General features: G+C 38.0%; 19 protein-coding genes. 14 read left to right on the forward strand and 5 right to left on the reverse strand.

All coding sequences use genetic code 11. The features are described from left to right. The 14 genes from GTK57_RS08240 to GTK57_RS08305 are packed head-to-tail and all read left to right on the forward strand — an operon-like array spanning position 1 to position 12,866. Complete coding sequence (locus GTK57_RS08240) at positions 1-930, forward strand: LpxL/LpxP family acyltransferase (protein ID WP_163122537.1); 930 nt, start codon at positions 1-3, stop codon at positions 928-930. After that, on the forward strand, positions 930-2,462 hold the full coding sequence (locus GTK57_RS08245; protein WP_163122539.1) for an HAL/PAL/TAL family ammonia-lyase: 1,533 nt from the start codon (positions 930-932) through the stop codon (positions 2,460-2,462). Before GTK57_RS08240 ends, GTK57_RS08245 begins: the two co-directional genes overlap by 1 nt. A 25-nt stretch (positions 2,463-2,487) precedes the next feature. Next, positions 2,488-2,910 carry an acyl-CoA thioesterase gene (locus GTK57_RS08250; RefSeq protein WP_152874651.1) on the forward strand — a complete coding sequence of 141 codons (423 nt, stop codon included), beginning with the start codon at positions 2,488-2,490 and terminating at the stop codon, positions 2,908-2,910. Between the two features lie 25 nt (positions 2,911-2,935). Continuing rightward, entirely contained in the window at positions 2,936-3,556 is a 621-nt protein-coding gene (locus tag GTK57_RS08255; protein WP_407925930.1) for a LolA family protein, read from the forward strand. Continuing rightward, positions 3,531-5,855, forward strand: coding sequence for an MMPL family transporter (locus tag GTK57_RS08260; RefSeq protein ID WP_163122545.1), 2,325 nt, complete (start codon positions 3,531-3,533; stop codon positions 5,853-5,855). Before GTK57_RS08255 ends, GTK57_RS08260 begins: the two co-directional genes overlap by 26 nt. A gap of 19 nt (positions 5,856-5,874) precedes the next feature. Continuing rightward, positions 5,875-7,146: an NAD(P)/FAD-dependent oxidoreductase gene (locus tag GTK57_RS08265; RefSeq protein ID WP_163122548.1), complete on the forward strand. Its 1,272-nt coding sequence runs from the start codon at positions 5,875-5,877 to the stop codon at positions 7,144-7,146. Between the two features lie 14 nt (positions 7,147-7,160). Further along, on the forward strand, positions 7,161-7,724 hold the full coding sequence (locus tag GTK57_RS08270; protein ID WP_163122551.1) for a DUF3261 domain-containing protein: 564 nt from the start codon (positions 7,161-7,163) through the stop codon (positions 7,722-7,724). Then, entirely contained in the window at positions 7,714-8,913 is a 1,200-nt protein-coding gene (locus GTK57_RS08275; protein WP_163122554.1) for a beta-ketoacyl-[acyl-carrier-protein] synthase family protein, read from the forward strand. The genes GTK57_RS08270 and GTK57_RS08275 overlap by 11 nt, the downstream gene beginning before the upstream one ends. Continuing rightward, positions 8,910-9,347 carry an ApeP family dehydratase gene (locus GTK57_RS08280; protein WP_152874646.1) on the forward strand — a complete coding sequence of 146 codons (438 nt, stop codon included), beginning with the start codon at positions 8,910-8,912 and terminating at the stop codon, positions 9,345-9,347. Before GTK57_RS08275 ends, GTK57_RS08280 begins: the two co-directional genes overlap by 4 nt. After that, a complete protein-coding gene (locus tag GTK57_RS08285; protein ID WP_163122557.1) occupies positions 9,344-10,069 on the forward strand; it encodes a 3-ketoacyl-ACP reductase FabG2 in 726 nt (241 codons plus the stop codon). Before GTK57_RS08280 ends, GTK57_RS08285 begins: the two co-directional genes overlap by 4 nt. Beyond that, the gene (locus tag GTK57_RS08290) at positions 10,069-11,286 is read left to right on the forward strand and encodes a beta-ketoacyl-ACP synthase (RefSeq protein WP_163122560.1); all 1,218 of its coding nucleotides are present in this window, start codon (positions 10,069-10,071) and stop codon (positions 11,284-11,286) included. Before GTK57_RS08285 ends, GTK57_RS08290 begins: the two co-directional genes overlap by 1 nt. A 27-nt stretch (positions 11,287-11,313) precedes the next feature. Then, complete coding sequence (locus GTK57_RS08295; RefSeq protein WP_152874644.1) at positions 11,314-11,721, forward strand: hypothetical protein; 408 nt, start codon at positions 11,314-11,316, stop codon at positions 11,719-11,721. A gap of 32 nt (positions 11,722-11,753) precedes the next feature. Next, the gene (locus GTK57_RS08300) at positions 11,754-12,188 is read left to right on the forward strand and encodes an excinuclease (protein ID WP_163122563.1); all 435 of its coding nucleotides are present in this window, start codon (positions 11,754-11,756) and stop codon (positions 12,186-12,188) included. Positions 12,189-12,209: 21 nt separating this feature from the next. Continuing rightward, positions 12,210-12,866, forward strand: a complete 657-nt coding sequence (locus GTK57_RS08305; RefSeq protein ID WP_163122566.1) for a 4'-phosphopantetheinyl transferase family protein — start codon at positions 12,210-12,212, stop codon at positions 12,864-12,866. Positions 12,867-12,915: 49 nt separating this feature from the next. Here the strand turns inward: GTK57_RS08305 and secF are convergent, their stop codons facing one another. The 5 genes from secF to queA form a co-directional block, all read right to left on the reverse strand. Beyond that, entirely contained in the window at positions 12,916-13,887 is a 972-nt protein-coding gene (gene secF, locus GTK57_RS08310; protein WP_171500270.1) for a protein translocase subunit SecF, read from the reverse strand. A 7-nt stretch (positions 13,888-13,894) separates the two neighbouring features. Beyond that, the gene (secD, locus tag GTK57_RS08315) at positions 13,895-15,793 is read right to left on the reverse strand and encodes a protein translocase subunit SecD (RefSeq protein WP_163122569.1); all 1,899 of its coding nucleotides are present in this window, start codon (positions 15,791-15,793) and stop codon (positions 13,895-13,897) included. A 54-nt stretch (positions 15,794-15,847) separates the two neighbouring features. Beyond that, positions 15,848-16,177 (reverse strand): preprotein translocase subunit YajC, encoded by a 330-nt coding sequence (yajC, locus tag GTK57_RS08320; protein WP_163122572.1) that lies wholly within the window; start codon positions 16,175-16,177, stop codon positions 15,848-15,850. 101 nt (positions 16,178-16,278) lie between these two features. Further along, positions 16,279-17,409: a tRNA guanosine(34) transglycosylase Tgt gene (gene tgt / locus GTK57_RS08325; RefSeq protein WP_163122575.1), complete on the reverse strand. Its 1,131-nt coding sequence runs from the start codon at positions 17,407-17,409 to the stop codon at positions 16,279-16,281. A 262-nt stretch (positions 17,410-17,671) separates the two neighbouring features. Then, positions 17,672-18,712: a tRNA preQ1(34) S-adenosylmethionine ribosyltransferase-isomerase QueA gene (queA, locus tag GTK57_RS08330; RefSeq protein ID WP_163122578.1), complete on the reverse strand. Its 1,041-nt coding sequence runs from the start codon at positions 18,710-18,712 to the stop codon at positions 17,672-17,674. Positions 18,713-18,860: the final 148 nt, after the last annotated feature.

Below are 18,860 nucleotides of genomic sequence, written 5' to 3' on the forward strand. Positions count from 1 at the left end.
ATGAGCTCATTAGATCAGAAAAAATGGAGCAATATTAAAGAACGTGGCGGAATGTTGCCGCTCATGCTTATGCTGGGCTTTTATCGATTAGGCGGGCGTTGGTTGTGTCGTGTTGTACTTTTATTTGTGATTTTTTGGTATTGGCTATTTTCCAAAACTGCGCGTCAAGCTTCTTTAAATTACTTAACGAAACTACATGAATTTTCAGGTGAGGCCTCACCTTTTAAATCACCACCTACGCAAACCAATACCTATACACATTTAATGCAATTTGCAGAATGTATTTTAGATAAAATAGAAGGCTGGTTGGGGCATATTCCAGAAACAGAGTTAAAGCTTTTTGGTCATGAGAAAATTCGCGAGCAATATCAAAAAGGGGCGGTGATTGTTGTTTCTCATTTTGGAAATATTGAGCTTTTACGCGCAATAAAGTCTGAAAATCCGCAAAAAATTAATATTTTGGTTTACCAAAAACATGCCACGAAATTTAATCAATTTATTAAAAAATTGAACTCACATGCAGATGTAAATTTAGTTCCTGTCGATGAGTTAGGCGTAGATACAGCTTTGGTACTACAAGAAAAATTAGCTCAAGGCGAATGGATTATTGTGGCTGCAGATCGTATACCTGTGCAGTCGAATCGTGTACAAACTGTTGAGTTTTTAGGCGAGGATGCAGATTGGCCTCAAGGTGCATGGATTTTAGTCAGCTTACTCAAAGTGCCTGTATTAGCAGTGTTTTGTTATCGTACTTGTCAGCAATTTGAAGTGCATATTTATAAAATGACAGATCAATTACAGTTTTCAAGAAAAACACGCATGGAAGACATGCAAAAAACAATGCGTCAATACGTTGTTCTGTTGGAAAAACATTGCTTACGCGCTCCATACCAATGGTTTAATTTTTATAATTTTTGGAATAAGAAATAATGCAAGTATTAGTGATAGGAGAAAAGCCACTTTCAATTGAGGAAGTTGTTGCTGTTGCTCGTCAAGAAATGAAAGTGACATTACCTTCATCGGTTGAATGGCGCGAACTTATTCAGCGTGGTGCAGATTTTTTAGATCAGCTTTTAAAAGATGAAGGCGTAATTTATGGCGTAACAACAGGTTATGGCGATTCATGCTTGGTCGAAATTCCTGCACATCAAGTGAATGAACTTCCTTTGCACTTATCTCGTTTCCATGGTTGTGGTTTAGGTCAAAATTTAGATTTAGTGACTGCACGTGCTGTAGTTGTAACGCGCTTGTGTTCATTGGCACGTGGTTATTCTGGTGTATCTCATGCATTACTTGAGCGTTTAGCGTGGATACTTAATGAAAATGTAATCCCTGTGATTCCATCGGAAGGTTCTGTAGGAGCGAGTGGTGATTTAACGCCATTGTCTTATATTGCAGGTGCTTTAGTTGGCGAGCGTGATGTGTATTACCAAGGTCAAATTGTACCTATTGCACAAGTGTATGCAGAAAAGGGCATTGAAGCTCATGTGATGCGCCCGAAAGAAGGTTTAGCACTCATGAATGGCACAGCCGTGATGACTGCAATCGCATGTTTGAATTATAAAAAAGCAGAACAAATTGCATTAGCAAGTACCTGCATTACTGCGCTCAATGTTTTGGCTTTAGAAGGGAACCCGAGTCATTTTGATGAGGTCTTGTTTGCGCAAAAGCCACATGTAGGACAGCAAAATATTGCGGCACAATTACGTGATTGGTTAAACAGCGAAGTACAAACAGAACATCAAAATTCACGTTTACAAGATCGTTATTCATTACGCTGTGCACCTCATATTATTGGTGTATTTGAAGATTCAAAAATATGGCTACGCCAATTTATTGAAAATGAATTGAATTCAAGTAACGATAATCCGTTGATTGATCCTGTAAATCTCCGTGTTTTACATGGTGGTCATTTCTATGGTGGGCATATTGCTCAAGCCATGGATAGTTTAAAAATTATGATTGCCAATATTGCAGATTTGATGGATCGTCAGCTTGCACAGTTAGTCGACTATAAAATGAATAATGGTTTACCACGTAATTTAACGGGTTCAACAGCCGATCGTTTACCGTTAAATCATGGTTTTAAAGCAGTTCAAATTGGTGTGTCTGCTTGGACGGCTGAAGCACTAAAACAAACACTTGCAGCATCAATTTTTTCTCGCTCTACAGAATGTCATAATCAAGATAAAGTGAGCATGGGAACTATTGCAGCACGTGATGCAGCGCGTGTGATTGTTTTAACAGAACAGGTGATTGCCGCTTTAAGTTGTGCAAGTGTACAAGCGATTAAACTCAAAGGTGTTGATACAGATTTAAGCGATGTATTAACAGCATTTAAACAGTGGGTTCTTCAAACATTCAATTATGTGGAAGAAGATCGACCATTACAGAATGAACTGCAAAGTCTTGTAGATCGTTTTGAAAACTTAGATTTGTTAAATCAAGTATTCACTTCATAAGACTGTTTCAAAATAGGAATTTGCTATGCATGCCGATGTAATTATTGAAGTGCCATTTCATGATGTAGATACCATGAATGTGGTTTGGCACGGGCATTATTTGAAGTATTTTGAAATTGCTCGATGTAAATTGCTCGATCAATTTCATTATAACTACAACCAAATGCGTGATTCTGGGTATGCATGGCCCGTTATTGAAAGTCATGTTCGTTATGCACATGGTATTGAATTTGAGCAAAAAATTCGTGTTCGCGCCATTTTAAAAGAATGGGAAAACCGTTTGAAAATTGAATATCAAATTTTTGATGCTGAATCGGGTAAGCGCCTTACCAAAGGTTATACATCACAAGTTGCGGTAGATATGAAGTCACGTGAAATGTGTTATCAATCTCCGCAAGTTTTATTCGATTGCTTAAAAGCGTGGTCTGAATTTAAGGATGGTCAATAAAATGAATATGAAAGTTAATCACCTTATGAAAATGTTGATCACTGCAATATTCAGTGTATTTACTTTATTTAGCACAGTTGCTTATGCACAAAATGCAGAACTTAAACAAATTTTTAGCCAACTTTCAGCAACATCAGTTGTACGTGCTAATTTCGAACAACATAAAAAGTTAGCGTCTTTAAATAAAACCTACATCTCTAAAGGTACGGTGGTTTTTACTAAAGATAGCGGTGTACTTTGGCAAATTCAAAGTCCTGTAAAAGCAGATTTAATTGTTACACCTAAAAAGCTTGTGCAAAAAACGCAACGTACTTATAGCCAAATTGAAGTCGATAAAACGCCTTATGGTTCTATAGCAACGATGTTTTTACAGTTGATGTCGGGTAATGAAACAGCTTTGGCGAAAAACTTTAATGTGGTTTCTGCAAGTTATTCTCCAACAAAATGGAATGTTTCCTTAACGCCAAAAAGTGGTTTATTTAAAAAGCTTTTTGTAAAAGTTGATGCGCAAGGTCAACGCTATGTAGACCGTATTGTGATTCAAGAGCAAGCCAATAACAGCACGACCATTCGTTTTAGTCAGCAAACGGCTCAACCTCAAACTTTAACGGCAGCTGAAAATGCACTTTTCCAATTGGCAAAATAAGTGCACAGCCGCTTGGCTGATTGTTCTGAGCATTATTGCAATTGTGCTTGGTGTGGCATGGTTAAATAAAGATATTCATATTCAAACCAATATTTTTGCACTACTGCCCGAAACGCATCAAGATGAGCGTTTAGAAAAAGCACAGCAATATGTGAGTGAAAAGCTGAATGACAAAATTTTTCTCGTGCTTGATGCAAAAGATGATGCATCTTTAAATCATGTCACTCAGAAAATTCAATCTGAAGTCAAACAAAGTGATTTGTTTCATCCTTTAAAGCCTCAGCTTGATAATGAAAAATTTGCTAAAGCTTTATATCAGCATAAGGTTGGCTTATTAAACGAAAGCGATAAAACATTACTCGAGCAAAAAGATTATCAGGCACTTACCGAACAAAGTATGTTGCAAATGATGAGCCCGGGTATGCCCATTACCGCAGAGCTTTTAAAGCAAGACCCATTACTCTTTTTCCCACGCTATGCGATGGGTTTATCTGCATTGCAAACCCAAACAGATATTCAACTGGAAGATGGTTTTGTCACAATCCGAGATGAAAAAGGCATTTCACGTCTTTTGGTTTTAGAGTTAAAAAACAGTCCTTACAATATTGAATACCAAGAAAAAACAGCTCATTTTATTGATGAATTAAACCTAAAAATAAAGCAATATCAGGTGCAACCACATTGGACAGGCACGCTCATGTTTACCCAGTTTGGAACAAATTCAGCGCAAGAAGAAATTTCAACGATTGGTGTCGGTTCAACACTAGGCATTCTTTTACTGGTTTGGTTTGGCTTTCGATCTGTACGTCCAATGTTGACCGAAATGGTGGCAGTAGGAACAGGATGTTTGGTTGCATTTGCTGCAACTTATTTAGTGTTTGATGAAATCCATTTAATGACTTTGGTCTTTGGTGCAAGCTTAATAGGCGTTTGTGTCGACTTTTCATTTTATTTTATGGCAATGCAATCTCAGCATCGGCATATTGATGGATTTAGCGTTTTAAAACCTGTTTTACCAAGTTTATTTGTAGGCTTATTAACAACATTATTTGCGTATGTTGTTCTAAGCTTCACGCCATTTCCGGGCTTTAGACAAATTGCTGTATTTTCTATGGTGGGTTTAACCGCCGCATGGATTACTAGTATTTTATTATTGCCAAGATTGCCTGCATTAAATGCAGAACCTGCAATTCGAACCTTAAGTTTTATTGGAAAAATTCGTAGCTTTGTACAAGCCAATAACCCACTTCGTTATGGTTTAATTCTTGTCATTTTAGTGGTGACTACAACGAGTTTATTTTTCCTGAAAAGCAATGATGATATTCGCAATTTGCAAAGTATGGATCAAAAGCTTAAACAGGAAGATCAATATGTTCGTGATCGTTTTATGCAACAACAAGGCAGCGATTACTTTGTTGTTAGTGGAAAAACATCACAAGAACTTGAAAAGAATGAACAAGCTTTATTGTTGAAACTTGAAGAACTTAAAAATTCTGGAAAATTAGATGGTTTCCAAGCTTTAGGTCAATGGCTACCATCGACTCAACAACAACAGCACAATATTAAACTTTTAGAACAGATTCCACGTGGAACATTAACTGAATATGCACAAGCAATGCAGTTAGATCCAAACGATCTTTTGGCATGGCAGAATCAGTTAAAACAGCAGCCTTTACTTACAGATAAAATCTTTGCAGATCATCCACTCGCATTTTTGCAAATGAGCTCTACAGAGCGTTTGGTGATGTTGCAAGGCGTTCAGAATAATCAATCTCTCAAGACGCTAGTCAATGCAAATGTGCAATTGCTTCAACCTGTGAATCAGCTCTCTGAATTATTTAAAGAACACCGTATTCAAGCGCAGTGGTTACTTGGTTTAGCCATCATTTTATTAATGCTTGGTCTTGGTTTTATTTATGGCAAAAAATCGGTTTTGCCTTTGGTATTACCTGTGACAATGGCACTTATGACGACATTTGCCATTCAAGTATGGCTAGGTGTTGAAATAAACTTATTCAGTATTATGGGCACGTTCCTCATTATGGGAATTGGCGTGGATTATGCGATTTTTTATCGACATGGACATGATCATCCACAAGTGGTGGGTATGGCATTGTTTCTTTGTATGATGTCGACATTTTTTAGTTTTGGTTTGCTTTCATTTAGCCAAACGTATGCGATTCATTGCTTTGGTTTAACAGCTTTACTTGGTGTAATTTTCGCTTTCATTTACGCAACATTGTTTACATCATCCGATGATAAACATGTTGTGGTTCAGCAATATCAGTCAAAGAACTGATGGTGTGGAGAAATAGTGCATGAGCACAATGCAAATAACAGATGTATTAATTATTGGGGCGGGGCCTTCAGGAAGTTCAGCAGCAGCATTGTTGAAGCAGAAGGGATATCAAGTAACCATTATTGAAAAGCAACATTTTCCAAGGTTTTCTATTGGTGAGTCTTTGCTACCTCAGTGTATGGTGTTTTTGGAAGAAGCAGGATTACTCGATACTGTGCGTGAGCATGTAGAGGAATGTGCTTTTCAATTTAAAAATGGCGCAGCCTTTTTAAAAGGAAAAAAACGAAGCTTCTACGATTTCACCCAAAAATTTAGTGAAGGGCCGGGAACAACATGGCAAGTACGCCGTGCTAGTTTTGACCATCTTTTAGCGCAACAAGCTGAAAAGATGGGAACAGATATTCGTTTTGGTCATGAAGTTTTGGCAGTTAATGTTGATGGAGAGCAACCTGTTCTAGATGTAAAAACTGAACAAGGTGAAACCTACCAAATTCAAGCGAAATTCTTGTTAGATGCAAGCGGTTTTGGTCGTATTTTACCGAAGCATTTAGACTTAGAAAGCCCATCAGATTTTCCTGTGCGTCGTGCTGTATTTACTCACATTGAAGATGGAATTTTAGATGATCCTGATTTTGATCGTGAAAAAATCTTAATTACAGTTCACGAAAAAGACCCACGTGCTTGGTATTGGCTTATTCCATTTGCAGATGGTCGTGCATCTTTTGGTATTGTTGCAGAAGAAGATTTCTTTGAAAAATATGACTTCGATGGCAGTCATGATTATGATGTTGCCGCTTTACAACGTCGTATTTTAGCCGATGATGAAGCGCTTTCTCATGTGCTTCGTAATGCAAAATTCGATACACCTGTTCGTACATTGGTGGGTTATTCTGCAAATGTGAAACATCTTGCGCAGCGTAACTATGCACTTTTAGGTAATGCAGGTGAGTTCTTAGATCCTGTGTTTTCATCGGGTGTGACCATTGCATTGAAATCATCAAGTATGGTTGTGCCTTTGGTGGATCAATATATTCAAGGTGAAAATATCGATTGGATGGAACAATATGAAAAACCGCTACGTGCAGGTATTCAAGTGTTCCGTGCCTATGTTGAGGCTTGGTATACGGGTGAGTTCCAAAATGTTGTATTCTCGAAACATCAAGATGATAAAGTTCGTCGAATGATTGCATCTTTGTTGGCAGGATATGCTTGGGATGAAACAAACCCAATTTATAAAAATGCGAAAAAACGTTTAAGCACAATCGCTGAATATTGTCGCGAAGATCAATAAAGAAAAGGACAGAAATGTACTTCAAGCCTCGTTTAAAACTTACAGCAACTTTGTTGGCAACTGCATTGCTTTGTAGTGCTTGCCAATCGTTTATTCCATCTGCTCAAGGTTTGGTTACGCCAAGTTGGGTGGCTCAATCTTACCAACGCCAAGACCAAATTGAAGTTGAATGGAATAAGCACAGTTTTAGCTTTTTGTTATATCAACAACAGAAGGGTCAAAACTTGGAAATGGTTGCTTTAAGTTTAACGGGGCAACAGCTTTTCAAATTAAGTTTTGACGGTAAAAAGGTTGATGTACAACAGCGTATTAATCAAATGAAGTTATTGCCATTTGAGTATGTTGTGCGAGATCTGCTTTATGCGACATATCCCAGCTTTGCTAAGTTGCAAGGCGAACAAATTCGTGTTGAAACTCAAGATTCAACACAAAAAGTATTTATTCAGCAACATGCTGTTCTAGAGATTGTAAAACAAGCAGATTCTATTGCGTTAAATAATGTACAAGTGCCATATCAAATGGTGATTAGCTCAATAGATGAAAGCTTGGAAAATGATGGGGATTCAGATGCACAATAAAATTGGTGTAGATCATCCTGCGGTAGGTATTCAATTTAGTGTGGGTTTATCTGCTGTAGGTGAAAATACTGAGCAAATGAAGCTAGCATTGACGACACAAGTGAATACATTTACCCAATGCTCAGAATATATTGCTGAAAAAAAAGTGTGGGTGGGGGCTTATACATCTGAGCTTGTTGGCGATGTTCCAGAAAGTTTGAAAAATTCAGATTCACGAAATTTAAGATTTGCACTGACAGCATTGCAAAAAATTGAGTCGAATGTACGTGAATATACAAAACAGTTTTCTAAAGTTCGTTTAGGTGTTGTGATTGGAACGTCCACTTCAGGTATTGCCGATAACGAAGCAACATTGAAACAGCATTTTCGCCATAAAGAATATGTTGAAGTTGTTCATAAAAAGCAAGAAATGGGCAGTTTAGCGAAAGATCTACAACAATATTTAGGTTGGGGTGGACCTGCTTATACTATTTCTACAGCATGCTCTTCGAGTGCAAAAGCGATGGTGGCAGGTCAGCGTTTAATTAATGCAGGTTTGGTCGATGCTGTGCTTGTTGGCGGTGTAGATACACTTTGTCAGCTGACCTTAAATGGCTTTAATTGCTTAGAAAGCTTGTCACATGATATTTGCCAACCCTGTGGTAAAAACAGAGATGGAATTAATATTGGTGAAGCAGCAGCATTGTTTTTAATATCCAAAGATCAAGCACCTGTTCTGTTTTTAGCGGCGGGCGAGTCTATGGATGCTTGGCATATTTCAGCACCGCATCCTGAAGGCAAAGGTGCCGCAGAAGCGATGCAAAAAGCCTTGGATATGGCAAACTTAAAAGCCGCTGATATTGGCTATTTAAATATGCACGGAACATCTACACCACAAAACGATGCCATGGAAATTAAAGCCGTTCGTCATGTTTTTGAAAATATTGATGTGCCACTCAGTAGTACTAAGCATAAAACAGGACATTGCTTAGGTGCGGCAGGTGCAATTGAAGCTTATATTTGTCAACAAGTTCTACTCGATCAAACATGGTTGCCTTTACATCATTCGGGTGTTTTAGATCCAGATTTGGATGATCAAAATTATGTTTTAGATGTAAGTTTAGAAAAGCCTATTCAATATGTAATGAGCAATTCATTCGCTTTTGGCGGTAGCAATATTAGTGTGATTTTGGGGACAAGTTTTAAATGATGGATGCAGTAAAGTTTATTCCGCATGAAAAGCCGATGGTTTTTGTTGATCATCTGATAGAGGCAAATGAGACTCAAGCGACTGCGGAATTACGTATTACACCAGAGTTAATGTTTTGTGAGCCTGAAGGTTTACCAACGTGGACAAGTATTGAAATTATGGCACAAACAGTCAGTGCTTATGCAGGATTTCAAGGCAGTCAAAAGGGTTCAAATCCTAAAATAGGTTTTTTATTGGGTACACGGAAAATGCAACTTCCTGTACCTTTTTTTGCTTTGGATGATGTGATTCGAATCCATATAGAACAAACTTATTTACATGAAGGTTTGGGGCAATTCCAATGTAAAATTGACTATAAAGAACATCAAATTAATGCAATGTTAAGTGTTTATGAACCACAAGAAATTGATCAAATTATTGGGAAGTTAACGTGAATAAAAGAATTTTAGTGACAGGATCAAGCCGTGGTATTGGGAAGGCAATTGCAATTGAATTGGCTAAATCAGGTTTTGATGTCACCGTACATGCAAGATCAAGACAACAAGAAGCAGAACAAGTTGCAGAAGAAATAAAATCACTTGGGCAAAATAGCCATGTATTAATGTTTGATGTAAATGATCGTGAAAATATTATTCAAATATTAGAACAAGATGTTGCAGATCACGGTGCATTTTATGGTGTTGTATTAAATGCAGGGCTGACACGTGATGGCGCTTTTCCTGCATTAACAGATGAAGATTGGGATCATGTGGTAGATACATCTCTACATGGTTTTTATAATGTATTAAAACCACTTGTTATGCCAATGATTCGTTTGAAACAAGGTGGTCGTATTGTGACTTTATCTTCTGTTTCAGGAATCATGGGAAATAGAGGTCAAGTAAATTATAGCGCTGCAAAAGCAGGTTTAATTGGCGCAACAAAAGCTTTAGCGCTTGAATTAGCAAAAAGAAAAATTACAGTCAATTGTGTTGCACCAGGTTTAATTGAAACCGAAATGGTGACAGAAGAAGTCAAAGAACATGCTTTAAAAATGATTCCACTGCAAAGAATGGGGCAAGTGGAAGAAGTGGCTAAAGTGGTTAAATTTTTATGTAGCGATGATGCAAGTTATATCACTCGCCAAGTCATTTCAGTGAATGGGGGATTAATCTAATGAAGCGCGTTGTTGTTACAGGAATGTCGGGAATCACATCTTTAGGTGAAACTGCAGATCAAATTTTTGAACAATTCCATCAAGGCAAAAGTGGTATTCGCTATATGCCCGATTGGGAAGTTTATTCAGACTTACGCAGTAAATTAGGTGGTCCTGTAGAATCATTTACTGTGCCAAGTCATTTTAATCGTAAAGTCACACGAGGGATGGGGCGTGTTGCGCTGATGTCAGTGATTTGTGCTGAAAAAGCATTGGAAAATGCAGGCTTACTGAATGACCCAATTTTAAAAAGTGGTGAAGCTGGTGTGGCTTATGGTTCATCGGCAGGTAGTGTCAATGCTGTTCGTGAATTTGGTGCAATGTTGTTAGAGAACAACATGAATCAACTCAATGCGACAACTTATATTCGCATGATGTCGCATACAAGTGCAGTGAATATGACGGTGTATTTCGGTTTAAAAGGTTTAACTTTACCAACATCAAGTGCATGTACTTCAGGTTCAATGGCAATTGGTCAGGCATACGAAGCCATTAAGTATGGCAAACAAAAAGTGATGCTTGCGGGCGGTGCTGAAGAATTGAGTGCCGCAGGTTCGGCTGTATTTGATGTACTACTTGCGACAAGTGCGCAGAATGATCATCCTGAAAAAACACCAAGACCTTTTGAAAAAAACCGTGATGGTTTAGTGGTTGGTGAAGGCGCAGGTTGTTTAATTCTAGAAGAATATGAATATGCTAAAGCACGTGGTGCAAAAATTTATGCAGAAATTATTGGTTATGGTAGCAATACAGATGGTCAACATGTAACACGTCCAGATTCAGAAATGATGGGACGTTGTATGCAATTAGCATTAAAAGATGCACAAGTTACAGCAGACCAAATTGATTATGTGAATGCACACGGTACATCTACAGACCAAGGTGATATTGCAGAATCTCAAGCTACAGCTCGAATTTTAGGTAAAAAACCAATTAGCTCATTAAAAAGTTATTTTGGACATACTTTAGGTGCTTGTGGTGCGCTTGAAGCATGGCTCAGTATTGAAATGATGTTACGTAATGAATTTACGCCAACCTTAAATTTAGATGAAGTTGATGAAGCGTGTGGCGATTTAGATTATATCGTTGGGGAAGCACGAAAAATGCAAGCCAATATAATTATGAGCAACAACTTTGCTTTTGGCGGAATTAATACATCTTTAATTTTTAAAAAGTGATTATAAACATGTGTGTGGGGGCATACAATGAAATTAAATAAAGCCATTTTGACAATGGTTTGTGGGCTAAGTATATTGACTCTAGTTGGGTGTAGTCATGCAGTTAGAATATCTGCATATCCACAAAAGCAAATGATTGCACGTGGAAATTTAACAGCATCAGATATTGAACAAAATATTAGAGCTGCTGTTGAACGAAATACACGAGCAGGTTGGTATGTTGAAAAGTCCGATCAAAATAAAGTGACGGCAGGTTTTACTCATGGTCGTCATTATTTACAAGTGACATATTTCATTAACGGTAGCCAAGTTTATTCACAAATTACAGATAGTCGAAACCTAAATCAAAGAGGCGATGTCATTCATAAGAATGCAATGGCTTGGAAATTAAGATTAGATAAATATGTATATGTTCAATTGGCGAAAGCACGTTGATGATTGAAAATAAAAAATTAGAGGGAAATATCATGTCTTTAAAAAATATCTATCTTGCAACAATCTTAAGTTTGGTTGGGATATCTTCAGCGCAAGCAGCAGATGAAGCACATAACTTTAACTTTAAAGAAGCTGTTGATCGCGCAGTGGCTGATGGGACTTTAGATGGTTCTGTAAAGTTTTATTTAGCAGGCACACGCTCTGGTGGTAAAGTGATTGATCGTGGCTTAGTGACAAATAAAAAGACCAATGGTTTTGCGAAATCTGCTGAAAATGCATGTGATCATGCATTGCGTTCAGCACTGATTCAATTCCAAAATACAGCAAAATCACACGGTGCAAATGCTGTAACCAATCTTGTCAGTTATTACAAAGCGAACACGTCAAAAAGTACAACAACGTATGAATGCCATAAAGGTACAGCAATTGCGGGTGTTGCATTAAAAGGCGACATCGTAAAATTCTAAGTTGAAAGCAGAGTTGGGCGAATGAGTAAACATAAATTGATCACCATTCATGTGCATTCATTGGCTCAGCTTGCTCCATTAGATAAAACCAATTTTGCAGATATTCGCTCTTATAACCATTATAAAAAAGAGCAAATTTACGTTCAGCGCAATCAATATTTATCTCATCAATTAAATACTGAAATTCAAAATGAAGATGTTATATCGACAGAGTTTGGTAAACCTTATTTAAAAAATTATCCAGAATTAAACTTTAATCATAGTCACAGCCAAAAAAATTATGCTTTGGCATTCAGCCATTATGTGCAAGATGTCGGGATAGATGTTGAAGATTTAGATCGAAAAGTACGTTTTGAGGCATTGGCAAAGCATGCTTTTCATCCGAATGAATTAGCGATTTGGAATAGTTTAGAACAAGAAAAAGAATACTGGTTTAAGGTTTGGACAACCAAAGAAGCTGTACTTAAAGCAGCAGGTTTAGGTATTCGAATTAATTTAAATGAGTTCGATACACAAGTTCATGCTGAACAAAATGGCGGGATGTGTTATCACCCTGAAATAGGGACGTTTGCTTATCAAAATTATCAGCTTGCTCATGTTGTGTTAACGGTTGCTTGGCGATCAGAGCAGTCCTGTAAAGGTTTTAATTTACCTCAAATACACATTCATCAGCATTAAAAAAGCCCATCATGTGATGGGCTTTTTCTTGAGTTCTAAAAAGAATAAATTATTGAACTTCTTCTTCATCAAACTCTGGTTTAACTTGCACAATGAAATCTTGACGGTTAATGCCACGCCATAAGGCGAATGCTGTACCAATGTAGATAGATGAATATGTACCTACAAAGACACCCACAAACATGGCAACAGAGAACCATTTTAGACCATCACCACCCATCAACATCATTGCAATAACAACAAGCAATAAGGTCATAGAAGTGTGAATGGTACGACGTAAGGTTTCAGTCAATGCAATATTGATAATTTCTAATGGTGAAGCGCCACGAATTTTGCGGAAGTTTTCACGAATACGGTCAGATACAACGATGTTATCGTTGAGAGAGAAGCCAATAATCGCAAGTAATGCCGCAAGAACAGTAAGGTCAAATGGCCACTGCATCATAGCGAAAATACCCAAAGTCACCACAATATCGTGGAACAATGAAAGTACTGCACCCATCGCAAGTTTAAATTCGAATCGAACAGTAACGTAAACCAACATCAGTAATAAAGCTAAAGCGACCGCTCCAGCAGAACGAATATAAAGCTCATTACCAACTTGACCACCTACAACATCAATTTTATGCACAACAGCAGCATTGTCAGGAAGTTGTACCGCTTTGTTGATGACATTGGTTAGGTCTTCTGCGCTCATTTCTGATTGCACTGGCATACGCACCATCAAGTCACGGTTTGAACCTAGTGTTTGTACAACAGGATCACGGAAACCAGATTTTGCTAGGGCAGTAGAAACATCAGTCGCTTGTACAGGTTTAGCGTAGTTCAGTTCGGCAGCAATACCGCCTGTAAAGTCTAAGCCAAGGTTTAGACCTTTGGTTGCAATAAAGAAGATACTTGCCACTGTAATGAGAATTGAGATTAATGCCATAGGCATCGCAACTTTCATAAATGGAATAATACGTTCTTCTTCAGGGCGGCCGTATTTTTTTGAATCTAGTTGAGTATTATCAGTCATCATCGATCTCCTAAATGCTCAACTTTTTCAAGTTACGTTTTTTGCCATAAATGATTTGGACAATTGCACGTGTTACTGTAATTGCAGTAAACATTGAGCAAATAATACCAATCATTAAAGTCACGGCAAATCCTTTAATTGGACCAGAGCCGATTGCAAATAGGATAAACGCAACAAGGAATGTCGTTAAGTTAGAGTCGAAAATGGTGTTATATGCTCGGTCATAACCTGCCACAATGGCTTGTTTTGGCGAGGCACCCCACTTCATTTCTTCTCGTATTCGCTCACAAATCAGTACGTTGGCATCGACCGCCATACCAATGGTAATCACAATACCTGCAATACCTGGTAGGGTGAGGGAAGCACCAATCCAAGACATAACCGTTAAAATCATGGCAAGGTTAAGTACAAGCGCAAAGTTTGCAATTAAACCAAATAGACGGAAGAAAACCACCATCCAAATAGCAACAAGTAAGAAACCAATTTGCGTAGAAAGAACACCTTTGTCGATGTTTTCTTGACCCAAGCTTGGTCCAATAACACGTTCTTCAACGAAGTACATTGGTGCAGCTAAAGCACCTGCACGTAACATCAATGCAAGTTCGCCTGCTTCTTGAGGAGAATCTAGACCTGTAATACGGAACTGTGAACCTAATACTGCTTGAACAGTTGCAGCATTAATCACGACAGATTCTGTATATGGCGTACGTACTTCAGTTTGTGCGCCAGTTGTAGGATCTTGAACATAGCTAATTTTTTGTTTGTTCTCAATGAACAAAACAGCCATACGTTTGCCGACAGCATTACGTGTCGCATCTGACATTAACTTACCACCCGCAGAATCTAGGGTGATGTTAACTTCTGCTCCGCCTGAATCTTGGCTAAAGCCTGAAGATGCATTTTGAACACGTTCACCTGTTAAAATACGGCTACGGTTAAGCAATAATTGACGACCGCTATCCAATGATTGGAAAGCAAACGCTTCAGTACCTGGAGGTGCTTGATCTTTCAATTGACCTGTATATGGGTCGATGTGTTGATCATTTAAGTCAGATACCAAACGGAATTCTAAGTTTGCAGTACGACCTAATACACGTTTTGCTTCAGCAGTATCTTGCACACCCGGTAATTCAACCACAATACGGTTGCTACCTTGGGTTTGAACAAGTGCTTCTGCAACACCTAACTCGTTAATACGATTACGTAACGTTGTTAAGTTTTGGTTCACTGCATAAGACTGAATTTCTTGTTTACGTACATCTGTATAAGTAAGACGTAAAGTTGAACCGTCAGTCGTCGCAACAGCTTGTTGCGTATATTCATTGCCATTTCTGCGTAAGAAATCTGCAGCTGCATCGCGATCTGAATTATCTGCGAATTGAACTGTGATGACATTATTATTCAGCGAAAGGCTGTTGAACTTAATTTTATTATCACGGAATTGACGACGTAAATCAGTTGATGACGTTTCCATGCGCTGGCTGATGGCTTTATCCATATCTACTTCAAGTAAGAAATGAACACCACCACGTAAATCTAGACCTAACTTCATTGGTTTCGCACCAATTTTTTGAAGCCATTCTGGAGTTGTAGGCGCGAGGTTAAGAGCAACAACATAATTGTCACCAAGACCACGACGTAATGCATCCTTTGCTTTTAATTGTGCTTCAGATGAATCTAAACGTAACAATGCCGCGTTATTGGTGAAACTATTGTCATGGCTGGCAATTTTTTCGCTTTGTAAAATTTGCTCTGCTTTTTGTACGATGCTTTGATCAATTTGGGTACCAGCTTTGGCACCAGAAATTTGAACGGCAGGTTCATCTGGATACAAACTTGGCAGGGCATATAATGTACTAATCACAAGAACAACGAGGATTAGTAGATATTTCCATGCTGGGTAACGCATTTATTTTCTTCTTAAAATGAAAAAAGTCGTACGAATCGCACGACTTATTTTTGATTAAAGATTATTTAATGTGCCTTCAGGAAGAACTGAAATCACACTAGCACGTTGAATTTTTACTTCAACGCCACGGCTCAATTCAACAACTGCAAAGTCACCTTCGATCTTAAGGACTTTACCCATAAGACCACCGGCAAATACAACCTCGCTTCCAACACCAAGGCTTTCAACTAATGCACGATGTTCTTTTGCACGTTTAGATTGAGGGCGCCAGATCAAGAAGTAAAAAATTGCAACAAAAACAGCAATCATACCCAAGTTCGCGATTAAACTTGGTTGTTGTGCAGCACCCTCTGCCGCGTGAGCAGTAGAAATGAAAAGGCTCATTTGAATTTCCTAAATAAAAAAAACAGTAATTAAATACATGATAATAAATTAGCTTGTTAGCAATTTACCTTGTCTTTTTCTTCAGCGCAAACACTGAAATATTAATCTTGCGGACAAGGTGGAACTTCTAAGCCACGACGTGCATAAAAGTCTTGAACAAATTCATCAAATTTACCGTTATCTAGAGCATCTCGCATAGTTTCTGTAAGGCGCAAGTAATAACGTAAGTTGTGAATTGTACCTAACATAGATGCAAGCATTTCACCGCATTTTTCTAAATGGAATAGATATGAGCGGGTGAAGTTAGTACAGGTGTAGCAGTCGCAATGTGGATCTAGTGGTCCTTGATCATGACGATATTGTGCGTTACGAATCCGTACTAAACCATCTGTCACAAAATAATGACCGTTACGTGCATTACGAGTCGGCATTACGCAGTCGAACATATCAACACCACGACGAACCGCTTCTACGATATCTTCTGGTTTGCCCACACCCATCAAGTAACGAGGTTTATCTGCTGGCATTTGCTCAGGAAGATAATCCAGTACTTTAATCATTTCTTCTTTTGGTTCCCCAACAGACAAACCGCCAATTGCATAACCATCAAAGTCGATGTCGAGTAAGCCTTTTAGTGATTCTTCACGAAGGTCTTCATACATGCCACCTTGAATAATGCCGAAAAGGGCATTACGGTTTTTCAAGACGTCATGATGTTGAGTTTTACAACGCTTTGCCCAACGTAATGAAAGTTGCAAAGATTTTTGCGCTTCTTCACGTGTTGCAGGATACGGTGTGCATTCATCAAAAATCATCACAATGTCAGAATTCAACGTATGTTGAATATCCATTGAAATTTCAGGAGAAAGGAAAACTTTTGAACCATCAATTGGAGAACGGAAAGTCACGCCATCTTCTTTAATCTTACGCATTGCGCCAAGACTAAAAACTTGGAAGCCACCTGAATCGGTCAAAATTGGTTTATTCCATTTCATGAAACCGTGTAAGCCACCGTGTTCACGAATCACATCCAAACCTGGACGAAGATATAAATGGAAGGTATTACCAAGGATAACTTGAGATTTAATCTCTTCGATATCACGTGGGAGCATGCCTTTAACAGTACCGTAAGTACCAACAGGCATAAACATAGGTGTTTCCACAACACCATGCTCTAAGGTCAAACGACCACGACGAGCACGACCCGACTGAGCTAATTTTTCAAACTTCATATAAGTTCCGAAATCGAGGCGAAAAAACAGTTCGCTGATTAAATATGCTAAAAGTCCAATATTTTCCTAGATTCTTATATGAAACGCTAGCTTTATCGAGTTTTAACTCTGTTATTTTTGTTTATGAAAATTACATTCAAAAAATTTAAGATTAAATATTGAGTTGAAATCTCTTTTATAAAAAAGCCCAATATCTAACTATTTGAAGATATTGGGCTTTTATTGTAGCTATTTAGATGATGCTTAAAATAAATCGAATAAACTATTTATGAGGTGCCTGATCAATAAGCATGGCATCACCATAGCTAAAGAAACGATATTTTTCTGCTACTGCATGATGATAGGCTTTCAAAATATTCTCTTGATTTGAAAGTGCTGAAACTAACATTAACAATGTAGATTCAGGCAAATGGAAATTCGTAATTAAACGATCAACCACTTTGAACTCATAACCTGGATAAATAAAGATTTGAGTATCACCCGTCCAACCTTTAAGTTCACCATCATTGGCTTGAGCTGCACTTTCTGTTGCTCGTGTTGCTGTTGTACCCACAGCAATAACTTTGTTGCCGCGCGCTTTAGTTTCTTTAATGAGTTGCATGGTTGCATCTGAAACATCACACCATTCGCTATGCATAATGTGATTTTCAATGTCATTGGTACGAACGGGAAGGAAAGTGCCTGCGCCCACATGTAAAGTCACAAATGTTTTGTTAATGCCTTTCGCTTCTAATTGATCAAGTAGTGCTTGATCAAAATGCAAACTTGCAGTTGGTGCTGCAACACTTGCCAGTTTAGTTGGATCATTAAAAACTGTTTGATAACGTGTGGTATCGATTTCTTCGGCTTCACGGTTAAAGTATGGCGGAATTGGAAGTTTCCCATACTTATCGAGAACATCTAAAATAGGTTGAGAAAATTCAACAATAAATAAATTTTCGTGACGACCTGTTACCGTTACTTTAACTTCATCTAGACCAATAAATAATTCTGCACCTGCTTTGGGTGAATTACTTGCCTTGATATGACAATGTGCAACAAAACGATCTTGCATACGTTCAACAAGAACCTCAACAGCACCGCCACTTGCACGCTTACCTTTCAAACGGGCTTTCATGACTTTGGTGTCATTGAGAACGAGTAAATCGCCAGTTTCGAGTAAATCTAGAATATCTGTGAAATGACGGTCATGATATTGACCCTGAGCATCTAAATGTAGAAGGCGAGATGCGCTACGAGTTTCAAGAGGATAGCGAGCAATAAGCTCATCGGGGAGATCAAAATTAAAGTCGGAAAGTTGCATGATTAAATAGAGCAAACACATATATTAAAACTGTGCTTAGTATATGCTTTTTTAAGTTTTATAGATGATATTGATTGATTATAAGTCAAAAAAAATAAAGCTGATTTAAATTTAATCAATTGTTTTGATCTGGCGTTGACAAGTTTTT

The organism is Acinetobacter portensis, assembly GCF_010646905.1.
Taxonomy (GTDB): Bacteria; Pseudomonadota; Gammaproteobacteria; order Pseudomonadales; family Moraxellaceae; genus Acinetobacter; species Acinetobacter portensis.